At 72.6% G+C, this 23983-nt stretch carries 23 protein-coding genes and 1 tRNA gene; 12 read left to right on the top strand and 12 right to left on the bottom strand.

Annotated elements, in window-relative coordinates; all coding sequences use genetic code 11:
• Nucleotides 1-29 precede the first annotated feature (29 nt).
• Nucleotides 30-1568: an APC family permease gene (locus ACGH52_RS08895; RefSeq protein ID WP_059299694.1), complete on the top strand. Its 1539-nt coding sequence runs from the start codon at nucleotides 30-32 to the stop codon at nucleotides 1566-1568.
• 67 nt (nucleotides 1569-1635) lie between these two features.
• On the opposite strand, the gene ACGH52_RS08890 is transcribed toward ACGH52_RS08895, so the two are convergent.
• The 4 genes from ACGH52_RS08890 to ACGH52_RS08875 all read right to left on the bottom strand — a co-directional run bounded on the left by ACGH52_RS08890 (nucleotide 1636) and on the right by ACGH52_RS08875 (nucleotide 5529).
• Entirely contained in the window at nucleotides 1636-2676 is a 1041-nt protein-coding gene (locus tag ACGH52_RS08890) for an L-idonate 5-dehydrogenase (RefSeq protein ID WP_399946686.1), read from the bottom strand.
• Nucleotides 2677-2705: 29 nt separating this feature from the next.
• On the bottom strand, nucleotides 2706-3467 hold the full coding sequence (locus tag ACGH52_RS08885; RefSeq protein WP_121701300.1) for an SDR family oxidoreductase: 762 nt from the start codon (nucleotides 3465-3467) through the stop codon (nucleotides 2706-2708).
• 47 nt (nucleotides 3468-3514) lie between these two features.
• Nucleotides 3515-4912 (bottom strand): GntP family permease, encoded by a 1398-nt coding sequence (locus tag ACGH52_RS08880; RefSeq protein WP_059299691.1) that lies wholly within the window; start codon nucleotides 4910-4912, stop codon nucleotides 3515-3517.
• Nucleotides 4913-5001: 89 nt separating this feature from the next.
• Nucleotides 5002-5529: a gluconokinase gene (locus ACGH52_RS08875; protein ID WP_076973604.1), complete on the bottom strand. Its 528-nt coding sequence runs from the start codon at nucleotides 5527-5529 to the stop codon at nucleotides 5002-5004.
• Nucleotides 5530-5666: 137 nt separating this feature from the next.
• On the opposite strand from ACGH52_RS08875, the gene ACGH52_RS08870 reads away from it, so the two are divergent.
• Nucleotides 5667-6368, top strand: a complete 702-nt coding sequence (locus ACGH52_RS08870) for a FadR/GntR family transcriptional regulator (RefSeq protein WP_059299690.1) — start codon at nucleotides 5667-5669, stop codon at nucleotides 6366-6368.
• Between the two features lie 16 nt (nucleotides 6369-6384).
• On the opposite strand, the gene ACGH52_RS08865 is transcribed toward ACGH52_RS08870, so the two are convergent.
• The gene (locus tag ACGH52_RS08865) at nucleotides 6385-6759 is read right to left on the bottom strand and encodes a YchJ family protein (RefSeq protein WP_399938486.1); all 375 of its coding nucleotides are present in this window, start codon (nucleotides 6757-6759) and stop codon (nucleotides 6385-6387) included.
• A gap of 80 nt (nucleotides 6760-6839) precedes the next feature.
• Nucleotides 6840-6927, bottom strand: a tRNA-Leu gene (locus ACGH52_RS08860).
• 173 nt (nucleotides 6928-7100) lie between these two features.
• Between ACGH52_RS08860 and ACGH52_RS08855 the strand changes: the two genes are divergently transcribed.
• The 3 genes from ACGH52_RS08855 to ACGH52_RS08845 all read left to right on the top strand — a co-directional run bounded on the left by ACGH52_RS08855 (nucleotide 7101) and on the right by ACGH52_RS08845 (nucleotide 9741).
• The gene (locus tag ACGH52_RS08855) at nucleotides 7101-8426 is read left to right on the top strand and encodes a M20/M25/M40 family metallo-hydrolase (RefSeq protein WP_076973602.1); all 1326 of its coding nucleotides are present in this window, start codon (nucleotides 7101-7103) and stop codon (nucleotides 8424-8426) included.
• A gap of 132 nt (nucleotides 8427-8558) precedes the next feature.
• On the top strand, nucleotides 8559-8792 hold the full coding sequence (chpH, locus tag ACGH52_RS08850) for a chaplin ChpH (protein ID WP_059299687.1): 234 nt from the start codon (nucleotides 8559-8561) through the stop codon (nucleotides 8790-8792).
• Between the two features lie 178 nt (nucleotides 8793-8970).
• On the top strand, nucleotides 8971-9741 hold the full coding sequence (locus tag ACGH52_RS08845) for a chaplin family protein (protein WP_399938483.1): 771 nt from the start codon (nucleotides 8971-8973) through the stop codon (nucleotides 9739-9741).
• A 64-nt stretch (nucleotides 9742-9805) separates the two neighbouring features.
• Here the strand turns inward: ACGH52_RS08845 and ACGH52_RS08840 are convergent, their stop codons facing one another.
• Nucleotides 9806-9994 (bottom strand): DUF5703 family protein, encoded by a 189-nt coding sequence (locus ACGH52_RS08840; protein ID WP_007388288.1) that lies wholly within the window; start codon nucleotides 9992-9994, stop codon nucleotides 9806-9808.
• A 47-nt stretch (nucleotides 9995-10041) separates the two neighbouring features.
• On the opposite strand from ACGH52_RS08840, the gene ACGH52_RS08835 reads away from it, so the two are divergent.
• A complete protein-coding gene (locus ACGH52_RS08835; RefSeq protein ID WP_399938481.1) occupies nucleotides 10042-10755 on the top strand; it encodes a hypothetical protein in 714 nt (237 codons plus the stop codon).
• Nucleotides 10756-11191: 436 nt separating this feature from the next.
• Here ACGH52_RS08835 and ACGH52_RS08830 read toward each other — a convergent pair whose 3' ends face one another.
• Both ACGH52_RS08830 and ACGH52_RS08825 read right to left on the bottom strand, forming a co-directional pair.
• Complete coding sequence (locus tag ACGH52_RS08830) at nucleotides 11192-13396, bottom strand: helix-hairpin-helix domain-containing protein (RefSeq protein ID WP_399938479.1); 2205 nt, start codon at nucleotides 13394-13396, stop codon at nucleotides 11192-11194.
• Complete coding sequence (locus ACGH52_RS08825; RefSeq protein WP_076973696.1) at nucleotides 13393-14379, bottom strand: aldo/keto reductase; 987 nt, start codon at nucleotides 14377-14379, stop codon at nucleotides 13393-13395. The genes ACGH52_RS08830 and ACGH52_RS08825 overlap by 4 nt, the downstream gene beginning before the upstream one ends.
• 114 nt (nucleotides 14380-14493) lie before the next feature.
• On the opposite strand from ACGH52_RS08825, the gene ACGH52_RS08820 reads away from it, so the two are divergent.
• Both ACGH52_RS08820 and ACGH52_RS08815 read left to right on the top strand, forming a co-directional pair.
• Complete coding sequence (locus tag ACGH52_RS08820; protein ID WP_076973598.1) at nucleotides 14494-15549, top strand: LLM class F420-dependent oxidoreductase; 1056 nt, start codon at nucleotides 14494-14496, stop codon at nucleotides 15547-15549.
• Nucleotides 15550-15788: 239 nt separating this feature from the next.
• Nucleotides 15789-16577, top strand: coding sequence for a ferritin-like domain-containing protein (locus ACGH52_RS08815; protein ID WP_210976747.1), 789 nt, complete (start codon nucleotides 15789-15791; stop codon nucleotides 16575-16577).
• A 16-nt stretch (nucleotides 16578-16593) separates the two neighbouring features.
• Here ACGH52_RS08815 and corA read toward each other — a convergent pair whose 3' ends face one another.
• The gene (corA, locus tag ACGH52_RS08810; protein WP_059299790.1) at nucleotides 16594-17589 is read right to left on the bottom strand and encodes a magnesium/cobalt transporter CorA; all 996 of its coding nucleotides are present in this window, start codon (nucleotides 17587-17589) and stop codon (nucleotides 16594-16596) included.
• Nucleotides 17590-17650: 61 nt separating this feature from the next.
• Here corA and ACGH52_RS08805 point away from each other — a divergent pair, with 61 nt between their 5' ends.
• From ACGH52_RS08805 to mshC, 4 genes are all read left to right on the top strand, one after another.
• Nucleotides 17651-18337 (top strand): histidine phosphatase family protein, encoded by a 687-nt coding sequence (locus ACGH52_RS08805; RefSeq protein WP_210976746.1) that lies wholly within the window; start codon nucleotides 17651-17653, stop codon nucleotides 18335-18337.
• 85 nt (nucleotides 18338-18422) lie between these two features.
• Complete coding sequence (locus ACGH52_RS08800) at nucleotides 18423-19013, top strand: DUF3090 domain-containing protein (RefSeq protein ID WP_003977160.1); 591 nt, start codon at nucleotides 18423-18425, stop codon at nucleotides 19011-19013.
• Nucleotides 18977-19807, top strand: a complete 831-nt coding sequence (locus tag ACGH52_RS08795) for an SCO1664 family protein (RefSeq protein WP_171987075.1) — start codon at nucleotides 18977-18979, stop codon at nucleotides 19805-19807. The genes ACGH52_RS08800 and ACGH52_RS08795 overlap by 37 nt, the downstream gene beginning before the upstream one ends.
• 103 nt (nucleotides 19808-19910) lie before the next feature.
• On the top strand, nucleotides 19911-21140 hold the full coding sequence (gene mshC, locus ACGH52_RS08790) for a cysteine--1-D-myo-inosityl 2-amino-2-deoxy-alpha-D-glucopyranoside ligase (protein WP_210976745.1): 1230 nt from the start codon (nucleotides 19911-19913) through the stop codon (nucleotides 21138-21140).
• Between the two features lie 84 nt (nucleotides 21141-21224).
• Here the strand turns inward: mshC and parJ are convergent, their stop codons facing one another.
• On the bottom strand, nucleotides 21225-22214 hold the full coding sequence (gene parJ / locus ACGH52_RS08785) for a filament polymerization regulator ParJ (RefSeq protein ID WP_076973592.1): 990 nt from the start codon (nucleotides 22212-22214) through the stop codon (nucleotides 21225-21227).
• A 150-nt stretch (nucleotides 22215-22364) separates the two neighbouring features.
• Nucleotides 22365-23981, bottom strand: a complete 1617-nt coding sequence (locus ACGH52_RS08780; protein ID WP_210976744.1) for a glycerol-3-phosphate dehydrogenase/oxidase — start codon at nucleotides 23979-23981, stop codon at nucleotides 22365-22367.
• Nucleotides 23982-23983 lie beyond the last annotated feature (2 nt).

Genomic DNA, 23983 nt, shown 5'->3' with positions numbered 1-23983 from the left:
CAAGAGACACGAGAGAAGGACGTCCTGCGATGACCACGGGCAGTTCGAGCACGAGCAGATCCGCGAGCGGTGGCCCCATCAGCACCTTCAAGGGCGAGGAGCGCGCGCTGCGCGCCGACCGGCTCGGCACGGGCGGGCTGCTGCTGTCCGTGCTCGCCGCCACCGCCCCGCTGATGGTGGTCGCGGGCGTCATGCCCACCACCTTCGCGGTCATGGGCATCGTCGGACAGCCGCTGCTCTTCGTGCTGCTGGGCGTGGTGCTGATCCTGTTCAGCGTCGGGTACGCCGAGATGAGCCGGCACGTCCACAACGCGGGCGCCTTCTACGCCTACATCTCCCGCGGACTCGGCGGCACCGCGGGCGCGGGCGCCGCCCTGGTCGCACTGGTCGCCTACAACGCCCTCCAGGTCGGCATCTACGGCATCCTCGGCTTCGAGGTCTCCGGCCTGCTGTCCACCTACGCCGACCTCGACGTGGCCTGGTGGATCCCCGCACTGCTGGCGGTCCTCGCGGTCGGCGCGCTGGGCTGGCTGAAGATCGACGTGAACGCGCGCGTGCTGGGCGTCCTGCTGCTCGTCGAGGTCGCGCTCGTGGTGGTGTTCGACATCGCCGCCGTCACCGATCCCGGCGCCCAGGGCCTGTCGCTGCACGCCTTCAACCCGGACACCCTGACCGGCGCCGGGGTCGGCACCGCGCTCTGCTTCTGCATCGCCGCCTTCCTCGGCTTCGAGCAGGCGCCCGTGTACGCCGAGGAGACCAGCCGGCCGCACGTACTGGTCCCGCGTGTCATGTTCCTGGCAGTCGCAGGGGTCGCCGTCTTCTTCGCGCTCAGCAGCTGGGCGCTGACCGTGGCCACCGGCCCCGACAAAATCGTCGGCACCGCGCAGGAGCAGAGCGCGGGACTGCTGTTCTTTCTGACCGAGTCACGGCTCGGCGACACCTTCACCGACGTGCTCCACGTCCTGTTCGTCACCGGCATGTTCGCCGCCCTGCTCAGCTTCCACAACGTCGTCGCCCGCTACGCGTTCGCCATGGGCCGCGAGGGCCTGCTGCCCGCCGCCTTCGGACGGACCAGCGGCACCAGCGGCGCGCCCGGCACCGGTTCGCTGCTCCAGACCGCCGTGTCCGCGGTCGTCGTCATCGGCTTCGCGATCGCCGACGACAAGCCGAACGGCGACCCGACCCAGCCCGTACTGCACCTGTTCACCTGGGGCGGCAACATCGGGGCCCTCGGCGTGATCGTGCTGATGGCCGCCGCCTCGTTCTCCGTCGTGGCCTTCTTCGTCCGGCGCGGGGCCGCCGCGGCCCAGGGCGTACGCCTGGTCACCTCCACCGTCGCGGGCCTCGCCCTGCTGGTGATCGCCGGTTACACGGTCAAGGACTTCGACGTCCTCGTCGGCGCGGGACCCGACTCCGCCCTGAGCTGGGTACTGCCCGGCATCATCGGCCTCGCCGCGGTCGCCGGCGTGGTGCAGGGCCTGATCCTGCGCTCCCGCGCCCCCGAGCGGCACGCCCGCATCGGCCAGGGCAACGAGGCGTTCCAGCTGGACAAGGCCGCCTCCTCCTGACGCCGGGCCGGGAACGGGGCAGGGGCCGCAGTCCGGACGCGCCGGACTGCGGCCCCTGGAACGCGTCTCAGGCGGCCGGGGCCGCGCCGAAGTCCAGCAGCACCTTGCACGACCGGCTCCGGTCCGCGGCCAGTGCGAACGCCGACTCCGCGTCCCGCACCGGGACCACCGCGCTGACCAGCGCGTCGAACGCGGGCTCGGCCGCGAGCAGGCGCAGCGCGTCGTCGAACTCGCCGTCGAAGCGGAACGCCCCGCGCAGCTCGATCTCCCGGCTCACCAGCAGGTTCCCGGCGAAGGGGCTCTGCCCCGGAGGCAGCATGCCGAGCTGGACGACCACGCCGCCGCGCCGCACCAGCCGCAGACAGGTGTCGAGCCCCGCGGCCACCCCGGAGGCCTCGATCGCCGCGTCCACCTCCACCGGCCAGCCCGGGTCCTCCGGGTCGTCCGCCCGTACGAGGGTGTCGGCACCGGCGGCCCGCGCGTACTCCAGCGCCGCGGGCAGCAGGTCCGTCACCGTCACGTGTGCCGCGCCCGCCGCCTTCGCCGCCGCGACCACCAGGCAGCCGATCGGCCCGGCCCCGGTCACCAGCACCTGACGGCCGGACAGGTCCCCGGCCCGGCGTACGGCGTGCAGCGCGACGGACAGCGGCTCGGCGAGGGCGGCGCGGCGCGCACCGAGCCCGGCCGGGAGGGCGCGCAGTTGTCCGGCGGGGACGACGATCCGCGCCGCGAAGCCGCCCTGGACGTGCGGGAAGCGGGCCGCGCTGCCCAGGTACCGGGTGTCCCGGCAGACATTGCGCCGCCCGTCCCGGCACTCCGGGCACACCCCGCACGGGGTCGCCGGGTGCACGGCGACGGACGTACCGGCCGCCGGACCGCGCGTGTCCGGGGAGCCGTACGCCACGACCGTGCCGACCACCTCGTGCCCGAGCAGCATCGGCTCCCGCAGGCGGAAGTCGCCGACGCCGCCGTGCCGCCAGTAGTGCAGGTCCGATCCGCAGACGCCGCCGTAGCCCACGGCGACCAGCGCCTCACCCGGTCCCGGGCGGGGTACGGGCACGTCCTCGACCCGCAGGTCGCCCGCCCCGTGGATCACGCAGCCCGGCACGAGTGCCGCTCCGGCACCCTCCCCGGCGCTCACAGGACGCTCGTCATTCCGCCGTCGACGTACAGGATCTGTCCGCCGACGAAGTCCGCGGCGGGCGAGGCGAGGAACAGCAGCCCGCCCACCAGGTCTTCCGTACGGCCCCAGCGGCCCGCCGGAGTGCGTCCGCGCACCCAGGCGCTGAACTCCTCGTCCTCGACGAGCGGCCGGGTCAGCTCGGTCTCGATGTAGCCGGGGCCCAGGCCGTTGACCTGAACGCCGTGCGGGCCCCAGTCGGCGCACATGCCCTTGGTGAGCATCTTCAGCGCGCCCTTGGTGGCCGCGTAGGGCGCGATGCCCGGGCGGACCACCTCGCTCTGCAACGAGCAGATGTTCACGATCTTGCCGTGGCCGCGTTCCGTCATCCGGCGCGCGGCCTCCCGGCCCACCAGGAAGGCACTGGTCAGGTTGGTGTCCAGAATGCGGTGCCAGTCGGCGTCCGCGAACCGCAGCAGGGGCGCCCGCAGCTGCATCCCGGCGTTGTTCACCAGGATGTCGAGCGGGCCCACCCGCTCCTCGACCTCCGCGATCCCGGCGGCCACGGCCGGGCCGTCGGTCACGTCGAACACCGCCGTGTGGACCTCGCCGGGCAGTCCGGCGGCGGCCTCGGCCAGGCGCTCGCCGTCGCGTCCGTTCAGGACCACCCGGCAGCCGGCCTCCGCGAGGCCCCGGGCCAGCGCCAGCCCGATGCCCCGGCTGGAGCCGGTCACCAGGGCGGTGCGCCCGCCGATGTCGAAGAGGGGATGGGCCGTCATCGTCGTACTCCCGTTCCTTCCGGCCTCCCGGCCGGTGCGTGCTGCGGCTATATGACCAGGGACAACAGCAGCACCAGGGCACCGGCGACCACCGAGATGATCGTCTCCATCACGGACCAGGTCTTGATGGTCTGGCCGACGTTCAGTCCGAAGTACTCCTTCACCAGCCAGAAGCCGGCGTCGTTGACGTGGCTGAAGAACAGCGAGCCGGCGCCGATGGCCAGGACCAGCAGAGCGGCGTGCGTGGTCGACATGTCGGCCGCCAGCGGCGCGACCAGACCGGCCGCCGAGACGGTCGCCACCGTCGCCGAACCGGTCGCCAGCCGGATCACCACCGCGATCAGCCAGGCGAGCAGCAGCGCCGGGATCGACCAGTCCTTGGAGATGTCCAGGACCATCTGGCCCACGCCGGAGTCGATCAGCGTCTGCTTGAAGCCGCCGCCCGCGCCGACGATCAGGAGGATGCCGGCGATGGGCGCCAGCCCCTTCTCGACCAGGCCGGAGAGACGGTCCTTGCCGAACCCGGCGGGCCGCAGCAGCGTGAAGATACCGACGAGCACCGAGACCAGCAGGGCGATCAGCGGGTTGCCGATGACGTCGAAGGTGCGCTGCACCACGTTCTCCGGGTCGTCGACGATGATGTCGACGAGCGCCTTCAGCAGCATCAGCACGACCGGCAGCAGGATCGTGGACAGGGTGGCGCCGAAACCGGGGCGCTTGTCCAGCTGCTCCGAGGCACGCTGCGGGATCATGCGGTCGGGAGCCTGGACGTCCACCCAGCGGGCCGCGTACTTCGAGAACACCGGACCGGCGATGATCACCGTCGGGATCGCGATCAGCACGCCCAGCGCCAGGGTCACACCGAGGTTGGCGTCCACCGCGTCGATGGCGACCAGCGGGCCGGGGTGCGGCGGGACCAGACCGTGCATCACGGACAGACCGGCCAGCGCCGGGATGCCGATCCGCATCAGCGAGTAGTTGCCGCGCTTGGCGACCATGAGGACGACCGGGATCAGCAGGACGATGCCGACCTCGAAGAACAGCGGCAGTCCGATGACCGAGGCGATCAGCACCATCGTCCACGGCATCGAACGCGGGCTCGCCTTGGCGAGGATGGTGTCCACGATCTGGTCGGCGCCGCCGGAGTCGGCGAGCATCTTGCCGAGGATCGCGCCGAGGGCGATCAGCACGCCGACACCCGCGACGGTGGAGCCGAGCCCGGCGGTGAAACTGGTGATGACCTTGTCCAGCGGCGCACCGGCGAACGCGCCCAGCGCCAGTGACCCGATGGTCAGCGCCAGGAAGGCGTGCAGCTTGAACTTGGTGATGAGCAGGACGATGACGGCGATGCCCAGGAGCACGGCGATGCCCAGCTGGGCGTGGCCCGCCGAGGTGATCGGCTCGACGGGGTCCGCTGCCAGCATCTCGACGCTGAGTCTGGTCACGGTGGTTCCCTTGCGGTGATGGGGATTGGGGGGAGAGCGGGGCCGTGCGCGCGGACGCGGCACGACCCCGGGGGAGGGGGTGCGGGGGGTTACTGGACCGGCTCGGGAAGATCCCGCAGGGCGTCGACCGCCCGTTCGGTGATCTCCTCGGGGGTGCCGGCGACGTCCACCGCGACTCCCGCCTCGTCCGGCTCCAGCGGCTGGAGCGTGGCGAACTGGGAGTCGAGCAGGGCCGTCGGCATGAAGTGGCCCTGCCGGTGCGACATCCGGTCCTCGATCAGCTCGCGGCTGCCCGTGAGGTGCACGAAGACGACACCGGGAGCGGCGGCCCGCAGCCGGTCGCGGTACGACCGCTTCAGCGCCGAACTGCTCACCACCCCACCGAGCCCGGCACGCCCGTGCGCCCAGCCGCCGATGGCGTCCAGCCAGGGCCAGCGGTCCTCGTCGGTGAGCGGGGTGCCGGCCGTCATCTTGGCGATGTTGGCCGGTGGGTGGAAGTCGTCGCCCTCGGCGTAGGGAACGCCGAGCCGGGCCGCGAGCAGGGGACCGATGGTGGTCTTCCCGGTGCCCGCGACGCCCATGACCACGACCACGTGGGGGGTGTGCAGTTGCTGCATCGCACTCTCGCTGTCTGCTGTCTTCGTCGACACCTGATGTCGACGTAACTGAAACGCATTAGGTACGACGACTTCAAGAGTGTGTGACATATAAGTCTGACTTTTTATTCCGGTGACGCGCCCCGTACGCTGAGTGCATGAGCACACCGGGCCGGGGGCTGCACGGCCGCGTACTGGACACCCTCGGCCCCGCGATCACAGCGGGCGAATACCCCGCGGGCAGTGTGCTGCGCACGGACGAGCTGGCTCAGCGCTTCGAGGTCTCGCGCTCCGTGATGCGGGAGGCGGTCCGGGTGCTGGAGTCCATGCACCTCGTCGAGTCGCGCCGCCGCGTCGGCGTCACCGTCCTGCCCGAGTGCGAGTGGAACGTCTACGATCCGCAGGTCATCCGCTGGCGCCTGGCCGGCTCCGAACGCCCCCGGCAGCTGCGCTCCCTGACCATGCTCAGGTCGGCCGTCGAACCGGTCGCGGCGGGCCTGGCCGCCCGGCACGCCACGGCGGAGCAGTGCGCCGAGCTGACCGAGTGCGCGCTCGGCATGGTCGCCAACTCACGCGGCCACCGGCTGGAGGAGTACCTCTTCCACGACGTGGCCTTCCACCGCGTCATCCTCACCGCCTCCGGCAACGAGATGTTCGCCCGCCTCGGCGGCGTCGTCGCCGAGGTCCTGGCCGGGCGCACCCACCACGACGTGATGTTCGAGGACCCCGACCCGGCCGCCGTCACCCTGCACGTCCAGGTCGCCGAGGCCGTCCGCGCCCGTGACGCCGAGCGCGCGGAGCGGCTGACCCGGGAGATCACGGAGGGCGCGCTCCAGGAGCTGGACATCCTGGCGCCGTAGGGCACCGGGGGAGGTGTCAGTCGATGAACTCCCCGTCCACGTACACCCACGCCCCGTCCACGCGCTCGAAGCGGCTCCGCTCGTGCAGCGAGCCACCGCGGTAGGACGCCCGGAACGTCACGGTCCCGGTGGCGTGGAAGGGGGAACCGTCGGCCGTGTCCAGGATCTCCAGGCCGGTCCACCGCATCCCCGGGTCCAGGTCGAGACGCGCGGGCCGGGTGCGGGGGTGCCAGGTGCGCCGGAGGTAGCCCGCGTCCAGGCGCACGAAGGCGCTGTAGCGCGAGCGCATCAGGGCCTCGGCGGTCGGGGCGGCGGCGGCCCCGGCGTGGAAACGGCCGCAGCACCGCTCGTACGGCTCGGACCGCCCGCAGGGGCAGGAAGGGGTGGTCATGGCGCCCACTGTAGAGGAGGGGCAGGAGGGGAAAGCAGGAGGCGAAAAGCAGAAAACCCCTGCTCAGCAGGGGTTTCAGCTGGTGTCCGAGGGGGGACTTGAACCCCCACGCCCGATAAAGGGCACTAGCACCTCAAGCTAGCGCGTCTGCCATTCCGCCACCCGGACAAGGTGTCTGTCGCGCGGGTTTCTCCCCGCGGCGACGACGTAAACATTACCAGGCTTTCCGGGGTGGCCGATCACCCCCTCCTTGGGTCCGGACGGCCCAGGGAGGAGGATGAGGGGGACCCACCAGCAGTGACATCGGCACTGACATCGGCAGTGACAGCGGGAGGAACCACGTGAGCGACTCGGGCACGGCCAGGAGCGTCACCGGCGAGGACGAGGTCGTCGACCTCTGCCGCGAGCTGATCCGGATCGACACCAGCAACTACGGCGACCACTCGGGGCCGGGCGAGCGCAAGGCCGCCGAGTACGTCGCCGAGAAGCTCGCCGAGGTGGGACTCGAACCGAAGATCTTCGAGTCACACCCCGGACGCGCTTCCACGGTGGCCCGGATCGAGGGCGAGGACCCGTCCCGGCCCGCGCTGCTCATCCACGGCCACACCGACGTCGTCCCGGCCAACGCGGACGACTGGACCCACCACCCCTTCTCCGGGGAGGTCGCCGACGGCTGCGTGTGGGGGCGCGGCGCCGTCGACATGAAGGACATGGACGCGATGACCCTCGCGGTCGTCCGCGACCGGCTGCGCAGCGGGCGCAAGCCCCCGCGGGACATCGTGCTGGCGTTCCTCGCCGACGAGGAGGCCGGCGGCACCTACGGCGCCCGTCACCTCGTGGACCACCACCCCGACCTCTTCGAGGGCGTCACCGAGGCGATCAGCGAGGTGGGCGGCTTCTCCTTCACCGTGAACGAGCAGCGCCGCCTGTACCTGATCCAGACGGCCGAGAAGGGCATCCACTGGATGAAGCTGACGGTGGCCGGCACCGCGGGGCACGGGTCGATGATCCACCGCGACAACGCCATCACCGAATTGTCGGAGGCCGTCGCGCGTCTGGGCCGGCACAAGTTCCCGGTCCGGGTCACCAAGACCACCCGGGCCTTCCTCGACGAACTCGGCGACGCGCTCGGCACCGAACTGGACCCGGAGAACATGGAGGGCACGCTCGCCAAGCTCGGCGGCATCGCCAAGCTCATCGGCGCGACCCTGAGCAACACCGCCAACCCGACCCAGCTGGGCGCGGGTTACAAGGTCAACGTCATCCCCGGCGAGGCCACCGCGCACGTCGACGGGCGCTTCCTGCCCGGGTACGAGGAGGAGTTCCTCGCCGACGTCGACCGGATCCTCGGACCGCACGTGCGGCGCGAGGACGTGCACGCCAACAAGGCCGTCGAGACGACGTTCGACGGAGCACTCGTCGACGCGATGCAGTCCGCGCTGGTGGCCGAGGACCCGGCCGCGAAGGCGGTGCCCTACATGCTCTCCGGCGGCACGGACGCCAAGTCCTTCGACGAACTCGGCATCCGCGGCTTCGGCTTCGCGCCGCTCAAGCTGCCGCCGGAGCTGGACTTCGCGGGCATGTTCCACGGCGTGGACGAGCGGGTGCCGGTGGAGGGACTCCAGTTCGGTGTGCGGGTGCTCGACCGCTTCATCGACGCGTCCTGAATTCGCCCGTGCGTACGGGAGGTGACCGGGGCGAGTGAATGCGCTCATAAGCTCGTAGCCTCATTACTCCCTCCTCGTTACAGGTGATGCGATCGGCAATTTTGGGATCGCGTTTGCCAACTAGGAGGAACAATGTTCAAGAAGGTCGTCGCCGCCGCGGCTGCCACCGGTGGTCTGGTTCTCGCGGGCGCGGGCATGGCTGTCGCCGACTCCGGTGCGCAGGGTGCCGCCGTGCACTCGCCCGGCGTCCTTTCCGGCAACGTCGTTCAGGTTCCCGTGCACGTGCCGGTGAACGTCTGCGGCAACACGATCTCCGTGATCGGTCTGCTGAACCCCGCCTTCGGCAACGTCTGCGTCAACAAGTGACGTTGTGCCTCGCCCCGTGAGGGTCTGATTCCGTCGGCCCCGGAGCGCACGCCATGCGCTCCGGGGCCGACGGCCTTTCGGGGGACATTCGAGGCGTGGGCATGACGGCGACGCCGGAGTTCCGGCACTCTCGGCATTCTCGGTACCACGGGACCAGGACAAGGCAGGGATTCAGGAAATGCGACAGGTCACCCGCAAGGGCCTGATGACGATGGCGGCGGCCACCGGCGTGATCGCCGCCGCGGGCGGCGCCGCCCACGCGGACTCGGGCGCGCACGGTTCGAGTTCGGGTTCGCCCGGCGTACTCTCCGGCAACACGGTGCAGGCCCCGGTACACGTGCCGGTGAACGTCTGCGGCAACACGGTGGACGTGGTCGGCGTCCTCAACCCGGCGATGGGCAACTCGTGCGCCAACAAGGGTGGCGGTGCCTCCCAGGAGCACGGCGACTCGGGCGGATACGGCGACTCCGGGAGCCAGAACGGGTCGCCCGGCGGCTCGCCCGGGGGCTCGCACGCGGGCGGCCACGCGTCGGACTCGCCGGGCGTCGGCTCCGGCAACCACGTCGAGGTGCCGATCGACGTGCCGGTGAACGTGTGCGGCAACAGCATCGACGTCGTCGGGGTCCTCAACCCGGCCTTCGGCAACGACTGCGAGAACGGGGGCGGAGGCGGGGATCACCCGACGCCGCCGCCCGGGGACCACGAGACGCCTCCGGAGAAGCCGGACAACCCCGACACTCCGGACAAGCCGTCCGGTCCGGAGGACGAAACGCCGGGCGACTCCACGGACCGCAACGAGCAGGGCACCCAGACCGTCGACCAGCCCCGTGGCGACGTGGCGCTCGCCGAGACCGGCAGCGACCTGCCGCTGGGCCTCGCCCTGCCGGTGGGTGCCGGCGCGCTGCTCGCGGGCACGGTGCTCTACCGCAAGGCGCGCGCCTCGGCGTGATGTGGGCGCACCGGCGCACGCGGCGGGCTCCGCACCGGCGGGGCCCGCTCCGCGTCTACCTCCCTCACCAGGTGGCGCGTACCTGACGGATGATCCGCCGCCGCAACCGCACCTTGCGGCTGCCGTCGCGCAGCAGGGTCAGGCGGTACAACTCCCAGTGTCCGTACTCGGCATGGTCCGTCAGCTGACGTGTCGCCTCCTTGCGGGTGACCCCGCGCGGTAGGTACACATCGACAAATTCGTATTCCGGCATCGAATCTATTGTGCGGGCTGGGGCCCGGTACGGATAGCGTCTGCACTATGTCTGATGCTGCGCAGCCCACCGCTGCCGAGGTACGCGCCGCCGCTGAGGCGGTCAAGACCGCGCTCGACCGCCACCTGGCCGCGGTCGAACGCCGGTCGGGAGAGGAAGACCCGGCCGTCTACGACGCGTTCAACGAGCTGGCCGCGGCCGCGGAGGCGTACGACGAACTGCTCTACGACCGGTACGACGAGGTCACTCCCTTCGAGATCCCCGGCGAGGACACGCTGCCGCCGTACACGGGCCCCGAGGAACCCAGCGCGCTGAGCGTCCTGATCCGCCGCGACTACGCCGTGGCCGAGCCGCAGCGGCTGATGGCCCAGGCCCGGCGGGTCGAGGCGGCGGACGAGGAGGGGTCGGGCGCGGAGACCTCCGGCACGGTGCACGGGGCCCTCGGTCTCCTCTTCGGCGAGTTCGAGCCGGACGAGATCGCCTCCCGGCACAAGGAGTTCGGTCTCGAGGAGGGCGACTCCACGCTCTGGGTGACGGCCGCGGACGAGAGCGCCGAACCCGGCGAGTGGCTGGAGGCCCCGTTCGAACAGGCCGACCCGCAGCGGGTGGTCTGCCGTTTCGACGTCAGCGCGGTCTTCGACGAGGAGTTCGACGACGGCGACGACGAGGACGGCGAGGCCGACCTCGCGGAGCTGGACGAGGACCTCGACACGGACCTCGACGAGGACGAAACCCCCACCCGACTGGAGGCCGACCGCTGACCACCCCTGCCCCGCCCGGTCCGGACAGGTGTCAGCAGTGCCCGCGGGCGCGGCATCGGTGGCCTCCGCCGGGCCGGGCTTCGGCGTGGTGCGTGCGGTCCCGGTGGTGGCCCAGGAGGGTCGCGTCGGGTGACGGGGCCGGGCGCCTGTGATCGGTTGGCAGCCGGGGGTACGGGGCGCCCGCAGGGCGGGGCATCGGTGGCTTCCGTCGGGCCCGGTGTGTCGGCACGAGCGCTGCTGTCCCCCGGCGGTGGCCCGGCCCTGCCCGCGTCGGGTGACGGAGCCGGGTGCCCGTGGTCGGTTGGCGGCCGGGGCCGGGGTGCCTGCACGGCGGGCCTTGGGGGCCTCCGAAGAGCCTGGTGTCGGTGCGGGCCTTGTCGGCCCACCCCTGTGGCCCCGGCGGGCTCGCGCCGGGGACGGGAGTGGGTGCCCGGGGTCAGTCGGTGGTGGGGATCTGGGGGGCCAGCAGGGTCGGCAGGCGGGTTGTGCGGGGCTTGGCCGGGGTCTCCGCCACCGTGTGGGGGAGGGCCTGCTCCACGCCGTGCACCACGGACAGGTGCCGGGCGGCCCGGCCGAACGCCGTGTAGATCCAGGGGCGGCTGAGGGCCTGCACGGCGTCGCCGGGCAGCACCACGACCACCGCGGGCCAGCGACCGCCCAGCGCCTGGTGGGCGGTCAGCGCCCAGCCGTGCCGTACGGAGCCCGCCACCCGGTCCCTGGGCACGACCACGGTCTCGCCCGCGCACGACAGGTGCAGACCGTCGGCGTCGGCCGTGACCACCCGGCCCGGCAGCACCCGGCCCGGCGCGGGGGTGTGGACGACCCGGTCGCCGGGGTCGAAACCGCCGAAGCGGCCGGGGCCGGGGTTGAGGCGTTCCTTCAGCGCCGCGTTGAGCGCCCGGGTGCCCGCGGCACCGCCGTGGCCCGGCGTGATCACCTGGGTCTCCTCGGCCGGGACGCCGATCGCGCGCGGCACCGAGTCCGCCACGAGCTGGACGGTGCGGTGCACGGCCTCGCCCGCGTCCCGCACCGGCACGATCACGACCTCCTTGCCGGGTGCCTCCACCTGGCTCAGCTCGCCGATGCCGATGCCGGAGACCAGCTCGCCGAGCGGGCCGGGGTCCGGGCGCCGCGAGGCGACCTGGGGGCAGGCCCGTGCCGCCAGCAGGTCGGCGAAGACCCGCCCGGGGCCCAAGGACCAGAGCACCGCCGGGTCCCCGGCGAGCACCAGCCGGGCCCCGTCCGGCAGCGACTCCGCGAGCAGCGCGCCCGCCTCGACGTCGAGCTGCGGCGCGTCGAGCACGACGAGCAGGTCGAGGTCCAGCGCCCCGTCGGCGTCCCGCCCCGGCCCCTCGGCGCCGGTCAGCAGCCCGGCCACGGTGACCACGGCGGGATCGGCCGGTCCCGAGGAGGGCGGCTCGGCCGGCGGAGCGCCCAGCAGGGCGGCGAAGCGGTCGCGGCCGAGCGGACCGGGCGCGGCGGCCCAGGCCCGCAGGCCCAGCGCGCGCGCCGCGTGCAGTAGGGCGGCGGGCTCGGCCAGGGACGCCTCACCCCCGGTGTGCAGGACCAGCCCGTGGGCCGCGACGGCACGGATCAGCTCGCCCGCGGAGCCCTGCGCGGAGGCGGCCGCCTGCTCCCAGTCCGCCGCGGAGCCGTCCTGCTTGGGCGCCGAGTTGACCAGCCGGGCCAGCCCGTCGGCGAGGCTCTCCTCGGCGAGCGCGTACCGCTCCAGGCCGATCAGCACCCGGACCGGGCGCTCCTCGCCCTCCGCGCCCTCGCCGTCCGTGCCCTCCGGACGGGCGCCGGGCTCGTCCAGGGCGTCCTGGAAGGCGAGTGCCTCGCCCTCGGCGAGCGTGCTCTGCACGGCCGCGTCGGGGTCGGGGACGCCCCGCTGGGCCAGCGTGGCGGTCAGCCGCGGCAGCTCCAGCGCGGTGTGCCCGGCCAGGGCCGCCTGCTCCAGGAGCCACACGGTGACCGCACGGCCGCGCCGCTCGTCGTCCGGGCCGCACTCCGCGCCGAGCAGTGCGCGGGCGAACCCGTCGGCCTGCTCCGGCCGCACTCCACCGACCCGGAGCAACTGCCAGGGGTCCGCGCGCAGCGCGTCCGCCGCGCCCTCACCGAGGAGCGCGGCGGTCTGCGGCGCGAGCGCCTCGGGGGCGCCGCCCTCCGCCAGCACGCGCCCGACCGACTGCACGGTCTCCGGCGCCGGTCCCGCGGGTCCCGCGGGTGCGGTGGCGCGCTCGGCGGGCGCCGGGCGGGGCGGGCGTACCGGCTCCGGCGCGGGACGGCGCGCGGGCTCGGGGGCGCCGAAGACCGCGGCCGCCGGCTTCTCCCCGCTCTCCACGGCGCGTACGGCGGCCAGCAGATCGGCCGCCGTGCCGCTGAGCTTGCCGCCCGCGTCGATCGGCGCCTGCTTCTCCGCCTTCCGCCGCTCGATCCGCTCCCGCTCGATCCGCTGCGCGGCCAGCTCGGCCTCGCCCTCGGACACCTGCGCGGCCGCCTCGCCCCCGTCCCCGGCGGTCTCGCCGCCCGGGCGCGCTTCGGAGGCGGCCCCGGCCGTCTCCGCGGTGCCCGGGGTCTCCGACCCGGTGTCCACGGCGTCCGTGGCGTCCTCGGTGGCGGGCTCGGGCTCCGTGCTCACAGCGTGCTCCAGTCGTGATCGGGATAACGGTGCACGGGCGCCGACACGTCGTCGAGCGCCCGGCAGATCTCGTCAGGAAGACTAAGGGTCTCCACTGACAACGCCGCCGTGAGCTGCTGCGCGTTGCGCGGGCCGATGATCGGGGCGACCACCCCGGGCCGGTCGCGGACCCAGGCCAGCGCCACCTGGAGCGGGGTCACCGCGAGCCCGTCCGCGGCCGTCGCCACCGCGTCCACGATGTGCCCGGCCGTGTCGTCGAGGTAGGGCTCGACGAACGGGGCCAGATGGTCCGAGGCGCCCCGCGAGTCCGGCGGCGTCGCGTCCTTGCGGTACTTGCCGGTGAGCACCCCGCGGCCCAGCGGGGAGGAGGGCAGCAGCCCGATGCCCAGGTCCAGGGCGGCCGGCAGCACCTCCCGCTCCACGCCCCGCTGGAGCAGCGAGTACTCCATCTGGGTGCTCGCCAGCCGGTTGCGGACACCGGGCGCCGCCAGCTGCCAGGTCGCCGCCTTGGCCAGCTGCCAGCCGCAGAAGTTGGAGACCCCCGCGTACCGCGCCCGGCCGCTGCTGACCGCCACGTCGAGGGCGTGCAGCGTCTCCTCCAGCGGCGTGTGCGGGTCGAAGGCGTGCAGGTGCCACACGTCGACGTGGTCCGTGCCGAGGCGGGCCAGCGAGGCGTCCAGCGCGGAGAGCAGATGGGCGCGCGAACCGTCGAACCGGCGGTCGGGATCCGGAACGCTGCCGGCCTTCGTCGAGATCACCAGGTCCCGGCGCGGCACCAGGCCCTCCATGATGCGGCCGAGCAGATACTCCGACTCGCCGTCGCCGTACACGTCCGCGGTGTCGACGAGCGTCCCGCCCGCTTCCCAGAAGGTCTTCAAGAGGTCCGCGGCGTCATGCTCGTCCGTGTCCCGGCCCCAGGTCAGGGTGCCTAGACCGATGCGGGACACGCGCAGGCCGGTGCGGCCGAGATGCCTCTGCTCCATGAACGCCGACATTACTGGCCACCGCTTGCCCTGTGGGGGCCTGTGGACAACCGATTTCCGCGCGCTAAGGTCGGGGGCACCAGCCACGTTACTGATCGGTAAGGGGAATCGGCCATGCAGCTCGGGATCAACCTCGGCTACTGGGGTGCCGGAATGGACGCGGACAACCTGGCCGTCGCCCAGGAGGCCGACCGGCTCGGCTACGCCGTGTGCTGGGCCGCCGAGGCCTACGGCTCCGACGCGGCCACCGTGCTGACCTGGGTCGCCGCCCAGACCGAGCGCATCGACGTGGGCTCGGCCATCTTCCAGATCCCGGCCCGCCAGCCCGCGATGACCGCGATGACCGCCGCCACCCTGGACTCCCTGTCCAAGGGCCGCTTCCGCCTCGGCCTCGGCGTGTCGGGACCGCAGGTCTCCGAGGGCTGGTACGGCGTCAAGTTCGACAAGCCGCTCGCCCGCACCCGCGAGTACGTGGAGATCGTGCGCAGGGCGATGACCCGGGAGCGGCTGTCCTACGAGGGGCAGCACTGGACGCTGCCGCTGCCCGGCGGCCCCGGCAAGCCGATCAAGCTCACCGTGCACCCCCAGCGCGAGCACATTCCGCTGTACATCGCCGCGATCGGCCCGAAGAACCTGGAGCAGACCGGCGAGATCGCCGACGGCGCCCTGCTCATCTTCCCCTCCGCCGACCACCTGGAGGAGACCGCCGTCAAGCACCTGCGCGCCGGACGGGAGAAGGCCGGCAAGACCCTCGACGGCTTCGACGTCTGCCCGACCCTGCCGCTCGCCCTCGGCGACGACAAGGACGTCACCACCCTCGCCGACACCTTCCGCCCCTACACCGCCCTCTACGTCGGCGGCATGGGCAGCCGCAAGCAGAACTTCTACAACCAGCTCGCCCAGCGCATGGGCTACGAGCGGGAGGCCGCCGAGATCCAGGACAAGTACCTGTCCGGCGACAAGCAGGGCGCCGCCGAGGCCGTACCCCACGAGCTGATCGACCAGACGACCCTGCTGGGCTCCGTCGACCGCATCGCGGACCGGATGAAGGCCTACGCCGCGGCCGGCGTCACCACCCTGACCCTCGCCCCCGCGGGCTTCACCCTGGACGAGCGGCTCGCGGCCCTCCGCGCGGGCACCGAAGCCCTGGAGCACGCCGGACTGGCGTAGTACCGACGAGATAAGTTTCTGCGGCCGTGGTGGGGGCTCGGGGGTCTTCCCCGCCACGGCCGTCACGGGGAACAACGCGCCCACGCGCGCGGGGTTACGCCTTCCCGCGTCCCCGGCCGTCCCTCTTTCGGCGGAGTTGCGCGCCGCACCTGTTGCCGCGCCCCCTCTCCCGCACTTGACTCGTGCATGGCGGAGTGTGCGGAACCTGCGGACCACGCAGCGGCAGAGAGGTGCCCCCGATGCTTTCGGCCAAGAGCCTTTTCCAGGAGATCGTCGACAACGACGAGTCGTTCCGTCTCTTCTGCTCCATCGCGGCCAGCGGCGAGTCCCAGGGCGGCTGGGAGAACGCGCGCATCGCGGCGCTGGTGCCGGAGAGCGAGCGCGCCCTCGCCCCCAAGATCACCCGGCACGGCGCGGACGAGGACAAGCACGGCCGGATCTTCAACGCCCTGCTGAAGAAGCGCGGCCTCGAGCCCGTCGAGGTACCGCCCGAGACCGACTACACGATGCTCCTGGAGCGGCACGGCATCGGCCTCGCCCACGAGAAGCTCAAGGCCGACCAGCCCCTGGCCGTGCGGGACATCATCACCTACCTCGCCCACAGCAGGGTCACCGAACAGCGCGCGGCCGAGCAGATGGCGATGCTCCTCAAGTGCTTCGCGGACCACCCCGACCTGGGCCGGGCGGTCCGGATGATCTCGGCCGACGAGGACAACCACCTCGCCTACTCCCACGAGGAACTGCTGCGCTACGCCGCCGCCGGACACGGCCAGTACATCCAGCGCACCCTGCGCGAGTGCGCGCACGCCGAGATCCGCGTCCACCGCGACGTCAGCCTCGCCGTGATGGCCCGCATGGGGCGCCTCCTCGGCTGGTCCCGCGCCAGGTCGGCACTGCTCGCGGCGGGCATCCACGCGGTGTACGCCGCCGAGCGGCTGGCCGGCTGGCGCCGCATGGTGACGCTGCGGGCACCCGAACGGCGCGACGCGCTCGGCGGACCCGCCACCGCGGCCCCCGAGGTCGCCTGACCGGACCTGGCCGTCCCTACAGCCAGCCCCGGCGCTTGAACTGCCGGTACAACAGCACCTCCAGGGCGGCCATCAACGCGATCACCGCCGGATAGCCCCACACCCAGTGCAGCTCCGGCATGTGGTCGAAGTTCATGCCGTAGATCCCCGCGATCATCGTGGGGACCGCCGCCATCGCCGCCCACGCGGAGATCTTCCGCATGTCGTCGTTCTGCCGGACGCTCGTCTGCGCCAGATGCGCCGACAGGATGTCCGACACCAGCCGGTCCAGGCTCTCCACCGACTCGTTCACGCGCGTGAGGTGGTCGCTCACGTCCCGGAAGAACGGCCGTGCCCGGTCGTTCACGAACGGCACGCCGCCGCCGTACGCCCCCGTGCCCGCGAGCCGGGCCAGCGGCGGCGCGAGCGGACCGGTCGCCCGGCGGAACTCCAGCACCTGCCGCTTGAAGTTGTAGATCCGCGACGCGGTGTGCCGGGTGCCGCCGCCGTCCGGCGAGAAGACCTCCGCCTCCAGCTCCTCCAGGTCGGTCTGGAGCTCCACCGCCACGTCCAGGTAGTGGTCGACGGTGGCGTCCGCGATCGCGTACAGCACCGCGGTGGGGCCCTTGCCGAGCAGTTCCGGTTCGTGCTCCAGACGCCGCCGTACGGCCTTCAGCGGCGAGCCCTCGCCGTGCCGGACGACGACCGCGAAGGAGTCGCCCAGGAAGATCATCAGCTCGCCGGTGGAGACGGCGTCGCTGTCCGGCTCGTACACCACCGGCTTGAGGACGACGAAGAGCGAGTCGTCGTACACCTCCAGCTTGGGCCGCTGATGCGCCTTGAGGGCATCCTCCACCGCCAGCGGATGCAGCCCGAACTCCTGGCTGACCAGCTCGAACTCCTTCTCCGTCGGCTCATGCAGACCGATCCAGACGAAACCGCCCGCTTGCCGCGCCTCACCGAGCGCGTCGGAGAAGTCCTCGGGCCCGTCCGTGCGGTGCCCGTCCCGGTAGATGGCACAGTCGACGATCACCGAACCCATTCTCCCCTCGCCCCGGCGCCCCTGTACCGCGCCGTACGCCTACCCTGGCCGCATGCCCACGCTGATCCTGGTTAGGCACGGACGTTCCACCGCCAACACCGAGGGACTGCTCGCCGGCTGGACACCCGGCGTCGCCCTCGACGAACGCGGCGCCGCACAGGCCGCCGCGCTCCCCGGGCGGCTCGCCGGCCTGCCACTCTCCGAGATCGTCACCAGCCCGCTGCAGCGCTGCCAGGAGACCCTCCGGCCGCTGCTCGACGCCCGGCCCGGCCTGCGGGCCCACACCGACGAACGGATCGGGGAGTGCCACTACGGCGACTGGTCCGGCCGCAAGCTCGCCGAACTCAAGGACGAGCCCCTGATGGAGGTCGTGCAGGCGCACCCCTCCGCCGCGGCCTTCCCCGGCGGCGAGTCCATGCGCGCCATGCAGACCCGCGCCGCCGAGGCGGTACGCGAGTGGAACGCGCGCGTGGAGCGCGACCACGGCTCCGACGCCGTCTACCTCATGTGCTCCCACGGCGACATCATCAAGTCCCTCGTCGCCGAGGCACTCGGCCTCCACCTCGACCTCTTCCAGCGGATCTCCGTCGAACCCTGCTCCGTCACCGCGATCCGCTACACCCGGCTGCGCCCCTTCCTCGTCCGCCTCGGCGACACCGGCGACTTCGCCTCCCTGGCCCCGCGCGAGGAGCCGTCCGGTGACGAGGCCCCGGTCGGGGGTGGTGCGGGCGCACCGTGATCGTCCGCCGCAGTAGGGTGAACCGGTCGCGGCAGTGCCCCCGATCCCGATCTTCCGCTTTCCCCGACCTCCATGGAGACAGGACGTGTCCCGTCAGGTGTTCCTCTACGACCAACCGGAACGTTTCGTGGCCGGTACGGTCGGGCTGCCCGGGCGCCGTACGTTCTTCCTCCAGGCCTCCGCCGGCTCCCGGGTGACCAGCGTGGCCCTGGAGAAGACCCAGGTCGCCGCCCTCGCCGAGCGCATGGACGAGCTCCTGGACGAAGTCGTACGGCGCAGCGGCGGCAGCACCGTCGTCCCCGCCACCGCGCCCACCGGGCCCGCCGACACCGCGCCGCTGGACACCCCCGTCGAGGAGGAGTTCCGGGTCGGCACCATGGCGCTCGCCTGGGACGGCGAGGACCAGCGCATGATCGTCGAGGCGCAGGCCCTCGTGGAGCTGGACGCCGAGTCCGAGGAGGACCTGGCGGAGGCCGAGGAGCGGCTCCTCCAGGACGAGGAGAACGGCCCGCCGATGCTCCGGGTCCGCCTCACCGGCGCGCAGGCCAGGGCCTTCGCCAAGCGCGCCCTCGACGTCGTCAACGCCGGGCGGCCGCCGTGCCCGCTGTGCAGCCTCCCGCTCGACCCGGAAGGACACGTATGTCCGCGCCAGAACGGATACCGCCGCGGAGCGTGACCACCGACGCGGCGGCGGCCGAACTGCTCGCCCTGGGCGAACTGACCGTACGCGGACGCATCCGTGACGCGTCCAACGCGGCGCTGTACTGCACGGTGACGCACGAGGGACGCGAGGCGGCCTGCGTGTACAAGCCGGTCGCCGGTGAGCGCCCGCTGTGGGACTTCCCCGACGGCACCCTCGCCCAGCGCGAGGTCGCCGCCTACGAGGTCTCCGAGGCCACCGGCTGGGGCCTGGTCCCGCCCACCGTGCTGCGCGACGGCCCGTACGGCGAGGGCATGGTCCAGCTGTGGATCGAGACCGTGCCGGAGACGGAACTGCTCGCCCTGGTGGACGAGGAGGAACCCGGCCCCGGCTGGAAGGGCATCGCCCTCGCCGAGGTCGGCGAGGGGCGCACCGCGCTGCTCGTCCACGCCGACGACGCACGGCTGCGCCGCCTCGCCGTGCTCGACGCCGTGATCAACAACGCCGACCGCAAGGGCGGCCACCTGCTGCCCGCGGCGGGGGAGCGGCTGTACGGCATCGACCACGGGGTCACCTTCAATGCCGAGAACAAGCTCCGCACCCTCCTGTGGGGCTGGGCGGGCGACCCGCTCACCGAGGAGGCCCTGGCGGTGCTCGACGCCCTCAGACAGGCACTGAAGGACGGCGGCACCCTGGCCATCCGGCTCGCCGCGCTCATCACCGACACCGAACTCGACGCCACGCGCGCGCGGGTCGACGCCCTGCTGGCCACCGGGAAGCACCCCGAACCGAGCGGCGACTGGCCGGCCATCCCCTGGCCGCCCGTGTAGCCGCCCCGCCCGCACGCGGGCCGGTGTCGCGCAAGAGCGCTTTACCGGCCATCCGGCCCGGTCCGGTTCGTGTACGGAACATCCGTCCGGTTAGGCTCATGACATGCATGCCTGGCCCGCTTCCGAGGTCCCCGCCCTGCCTGGTCAGGGCCGCGACCTGAGGATCCACGACACCGCGACCGGCGGCCTCGTCACCCTCGACCCCGGTCCCGTCGCCCGTATCTACGTCTGCGGCATCACACCGTACGACGCCACCCACATGGGGCACGCGGCGACCTACAACGCGTTCGACCTCGTGCAGCGCGTGTGGCTCGACACCAAGCGGCAGGTCCACTACGTCCAGAACGTCACCGACGTCGACGACCCGCTCCTGGAGCGGGCCGTGCGCGACGGGGTCGACTGGACCGCCCTCGCCGAGCAGGAGACCGCCCTCTTCCGCGAGGACATGACGGCGCTGCGGATGCTGCCGCCGCGGCACTACATAGGCGCCGTCGAGGCCATACCCGGCATCGTCCCGCTCGTCGAGCGGCTGCGCGACGCCGGCGCGGCCTACGAACTGGAGGGCGACACCTACTTCTCCGTCGAGGCCGACCCGCACTTCGGCGGCGTCTCCCACCTCGACGCCGCCGCGATGCGGCTGCTCTCCGCCGAGCGCGGCGGCGACCCCGACCGGCCGGGCAAGAAGAACCCGCTCGACCCGATGCTGTGGATGGCCGCGCGCGAGGGCGAGCCCAGCTGGGACGGCGGCACGCTCGGCCGCGGACGCCCCGGCTGGCACATCGAGTGCGTCGCCATCGCCCTCGACCACCTCGGCATGGGCTTCGACGTCCAGGGCGGCGGCTCCGACCTCGCCTTCCCGCACCACGAGATGGGCGCCTCGCACGCCCAGGCCCTCACCGGCGAGTTCCCCATGGCCAAGGCGTACGTACACGCCGGCATGGTCGGTCTCGACGGCGAGAAGATGTCCAAGTCCAAGGGCAACCTGGTCTTCGTGTCGCAACTGCGCCGCGAGGGCGTCGACCCGGCCGCCATCCGGCTCACGCTGCTGGCCCACCACTACCGCTCCGACTGGGAGTGGACCGACCAGGTGCTTCAGGACGCCCTCGCCCGCCTCGACCGCTGGCGCGCCGCCGTCTCCCGCCCCGACGGCCCGCCCGCCGAGGCCGTGGTGGAGCAGATCCGCGAGGCCCTCGCGGACGACCTGGACTCCCCGGCCGCCCTCGAAGCGGTCGACCGCTGGGCCGCCCTCCAGCAGACCTCCGGCGGCACGGACACGGGCGCCCCGGGCGTCGTCTCCCGCGCGGTGGACGCGTTGCTGGGCGTGGCGCTGTAAACAGGCGCAGGGACGAAAGAACCGGGGGCCGCTTCCTGAGAAGCGGCCCCCGGTTCTTTCGCTCATCCTCCGAGGTTCTTGCGCTCAGTCCTCCGACGACTCCTCGTCGTCCCCGCCCGCCTTCGGCGGCTTCGGCGGCCGCGTCCGTCCACTCGGGTTCTCCCGCAGGAACGGCGTCCCGGTCGGCCCCTCGCCGCCGTCCGCCGTGGCATGACCGCCCGGCCCCGGCCCCGCACCGTCCCGCCGCCGCAGATACCGCTCGAACTCCCGCGCGATCGCCTCGCCCGACGCCTCCGGCAGCTCCGCCGTGTCCCGGGCCTCCTCCAGCGACTGCACGTACTCCGCGACCTCGGTGTCCTCCGCGGCCAGCTGGTCCACGCCCACCTGCCAGGCCCGCGCGTCCTCGGGCAGCTCGCCCAGCGGGACCCGCACGCCGATCAGGTCCTCCAGCCGGTTCAGCAGGGCCAGCGTGGCCTTCGGGTTCGGCGGCTGCGACACGTAGTGCGGCACCGCCGCCCACAGCGACACGGCCGGCACGCCCGCGTGCGTGCACGCCTCCTGGAGGATGCCGACGATGCCCGTGGGCCCCTCGTACTTGGTCTCCTCCAGGTCCATGCGCCGGGCCAGATCGGCGTCCGACGTGGTCCCGCTGATCGGCACCGGACGGGTGTGCGGCGTGTCGCCCAGCAGAGCGCCCAGGACGACCACCAGCTCGACGCCCAGCTCATGGGCGAAACCGAGCAGCTCGTTGCAGAACGAACGCCAGCGCATGGACGGTTCGATGCCACGGACGAGAACGAGGTCGCGCGGCTTGTCGCCACCGACGCGGACCACCGACAGCCTGGTCGTCGGCCAGGTGATCTTGCGTACGCCGTCCTCCATGAACACCGTGGGACGGTTGACCTGGAAGTCGTAGTAGTCCTCGGCGTCCAGCGCCGCGAACACCTCGCCCTTCCACTCCCTGTCGAGATGCGCGACCGCGGTGGAGGCGGCGTCACCGGCATCGTTCCAGCCCTCGAACGCGGCCACCATGACCGGGTCGACCAGCTCGGGAACCCCCTCGAGCTCGATCACCCAGCGCCTCCTTCCGACGTGCCCTCGCGTACCCCCCAACCTTACGGCGTGTCGAGGGGCCGCCCGCAGCCCCCTTGTACGGGGCAGTGAACGGATCACTGCCCCGTCCCCGGGGTCCGGACACCCGCGGCCCGGTGCCGAAGCGCGGGCCTACTTCTTGTCGAGCACGTCCTGGACCTGCGCGCGGACGTCGTCCGTGGCCAGGCCGCGGATCGTCAGCGTCGTACGGCGGCGCAGCACGTCGTCCGCCGTCTCGGCCCACTCGTTGTCCCGCGCCCACACGACCTGCGCCCAGATCTCGGGGGCGTCCGGGTGCACGCGCTGCCCCAGCTCCGGGCTCTCGTTGGCGAGCCGGGCGATGTCGAAGGCGAGCGAACCGTAGTGCGTCGCCAGGTGCCTGGCGGTGTCCGCCGCCATGCGCGGGCCGGGCGCCGAGCCGTCCACCAGAAGCCGGTGGGCGACCGCGCGCGGGTTGGCGACGCCGGGCAGCGGCAGCTTCTTCGGCAGCGACGCGATCGGCTCGAAGTCGTTGCCCAGCGGGTGGCCCGGCAGCGCCTCCAGCTTCTTCATCACCGTACGGCCGATGTGGCGGAAGGTGGTCCACTTGCCGCCCGCGACGGACAGCATGCCGCCCCGCCCCTCGGTGACGACCGTCTCGCGCTTGGCCTTCGCGGTGTCGCCGGGACCGCCCGGCAGCACGCGGAGCCCCGCGAACGAGTACGTGATCAGGTCCCGGTCGAGCTGCTGGTCGCGGATGGAGAACGCGGCCTCGTCGAGGATCTGGGCTATGTCCTTGTCGTTGACCGCCACGTCCCCGGGGTCGCCCTCGAACTCCTCGTCGGTCGTGCCGAGCAGCAGCATGTCCTCCCAGGGGAGGGCGAAGGTGATCCGGTATTTGTCGATCGGGGTGGCCAGCGCGGCCTTCCACGGCGCGGTGCGCTTGAGCACCAGGTGCGCGCCCTTGGAGAGCCGGATCGACGGCGCCGCGGCGGGGTCCTCCATGCGGCGCAGGTGGTCGACCCAGGGGCCGGTGGCGTTGAGCACCAGGCGGGCGTTCACCCCGAACTCGTCGCCCGACAGCCGGTCCTTCAGCTCGGCGCCGGTCACCCGGCCGTTGGTGAAGCGCAGACCGGTGACCTCCGCGTGGTTGAGGACCACCGCGCCGGACTCGACCGCCGCGCGGACGGTCATCAGGGCCATGCGGGCGTCGTTCATCTGGTCGTCGCCGTACACGGCCACGGCCTTGAGGTTGTCGGTGCGCAGCTCCGGCACGTCCTGCGCGGCCTTGGCCGGGGAGAGCAGGTGGCCGACGCCGTCGCCGAAGGCGGACAGCGCCGAGTACGCGAAGACACCGGCCCCGAGCTTCGCCGCGCCGTGCGGGCCGCCCTTGTACACGGGGAGGTAGAAGGTGAGCGGGTTCGCCAGGTGGGGGGCCACCTGGCGGGAGACCGCACGGCGTTCGAAGTGGTTCTCCGCCACCAGCTTCACCGCGCCGGTCTGCAGGTAGCGCAGGCCGCCGTGGAGCAGCTTGGAGGAGGCGGAGGAGGTGGCGCCGGCGAAGTCGCCGGCGTCGACCACGGCCACCCTGAGGCCGGACTGCGCGGCGTGCCAGGCGGTGGAGATGCCCAGGATGCCGCCGCCGATCACGAGAAGGTCGTACGACGCCTTGGAGAGCTGTTCCCGGGTCTCGGCCCGGCTCGGGTTGGAGCCGGAGGCCGGGTGCGTCCCCAGGGCAGGCACGGACTGCAGGGTGGACTGGGTGGTCATGG

Origin of the sequence: Streptomyces sp. BBFR25, from assembly GCF_044590125.1 — a bacterium.
Lineage (GTDB): Bacteria > Actinomycetota > Actinomycetes > Streptomycetales > Streptomycetaceae > Streptomyces > Streptomyces canus_D.
Note: the sequence above shows the minus strand (reverse complement) of the source record. Positions and strands in the feature narration are given on the sequence as shown.

Bases quoted from the DNA above. Each gene is read 5' to 3' on its own strand.
- ACGH52_RS08795 (WP_171987075.1), top strand. From the start codon at position 18,977: ATGTCCGCGCCAGAACGGATACCGCCGCGGAGCGTGACCACCGACGCG.
- ACGH52_RS08895 (WP_059299694.1), top strand. From the start codon at position 30: ATGACCACGGGCAGTTCGAGCACGAGCAGATCCGCGAGCGGTGGCCCC.
- ACGH52_RS08815 (WP_210976747.1), top strand. From the start codon at position 15,789: ATGCTTTCGGCCAAGAGCCTTTTCCAGGAGATCGTCGACAACGACGAG.
- ACGH52_RS08825 (WP_076973696.1), bottom strand. From the start codon at position 14,379: ATGGAGCAGAGGCATCTCGGCCGCACCGGCCTGCGCGTGTCCCGCATC.
- ACGH52_RS08780 (WP_210976744.1), bottom strand. From the start codon at position 23,981: ATGACCACCCAGTCCACCCTGCAGTCCGTGCCTGCCCTGGGGACGCAC.
- ACGH52_RS08875 (WP_076973604.1), bottom strand. From the start codon at position 5,529: ATGCAGCAACTGCACACCCCCCACGTGGTCGTGGTCATGGGCGTCGCG.
- ACGH52_RS08835 (WP_399938481.1), top strand. From the start codon at position 10,042: ATGTCTGATGCTGCGCAGCCCACCGCTGCCGAGGTACGCGCCGCCGCT.
- ACGH52_RS08845 (WP_399938483.1), top strand. From the start codon at position 8,971: ATGCGACAGGTCACCCGCAAGGGCCTGATGACGATGGCGGCGGCCACC.
- ACGH52_RS08840 (WP_007388288.1), bottom strand. From the start codon at position 9,994: ATGCCGGAATACGAATTTGTCGATGTGTACCTACCGCGCGGGGTCACC.
- mshC (WP_210976745.1), top strand. From the start codon at position 19,911: ATGCATGCCTGGCCCGCTTCCGAGGTCCCCGCCCTGCCTGGTCAGGGC.
- ACGH52_RS08805 (WP_210976746.1), top strand. From the start codon at position 17,651: ATGCCCACGCTGATCCTGGTTAGGCACGGACGTTCCACCGCCAACACC.
- chpH (WP_059299687.1), top strand. From the start codon at position 8,559: ATGTTCAAGAAGGTCGTCGCCGCCGCGGCTGCCACCGGTGGTCTGGTT.
- ACGH52_RS08865 (WP_399938486.1), bottom strand. From the start codon at position 6,759: ATGACCACCCCTTCCTGCCCCTGCGGGCGGTCCGAGCCGTACGAGCGG.
- ACGH52_RS08870 (WP_059299690.1), top strand. From the start codon at position 5,667: ATGAGCACACCGGGCCGGGGGCTGCACGGCCGCGTACTGGACACCCTC.
- ACGH52_RS08820 (WP_076973598.1), top strand. From the start codon at position 14,494: ATGCAGCTCGGGATCAACCTCGGCTACTGGGGTGCCGGAATGGACGCG.
- ACGH52_RS08885 (WP_121701300.1), bottom strand. From the start codon at position 3,467: ATGACGGCCCATCCCCTCTTCGACATCGGCGGGCGCACCGCCCTGGTG.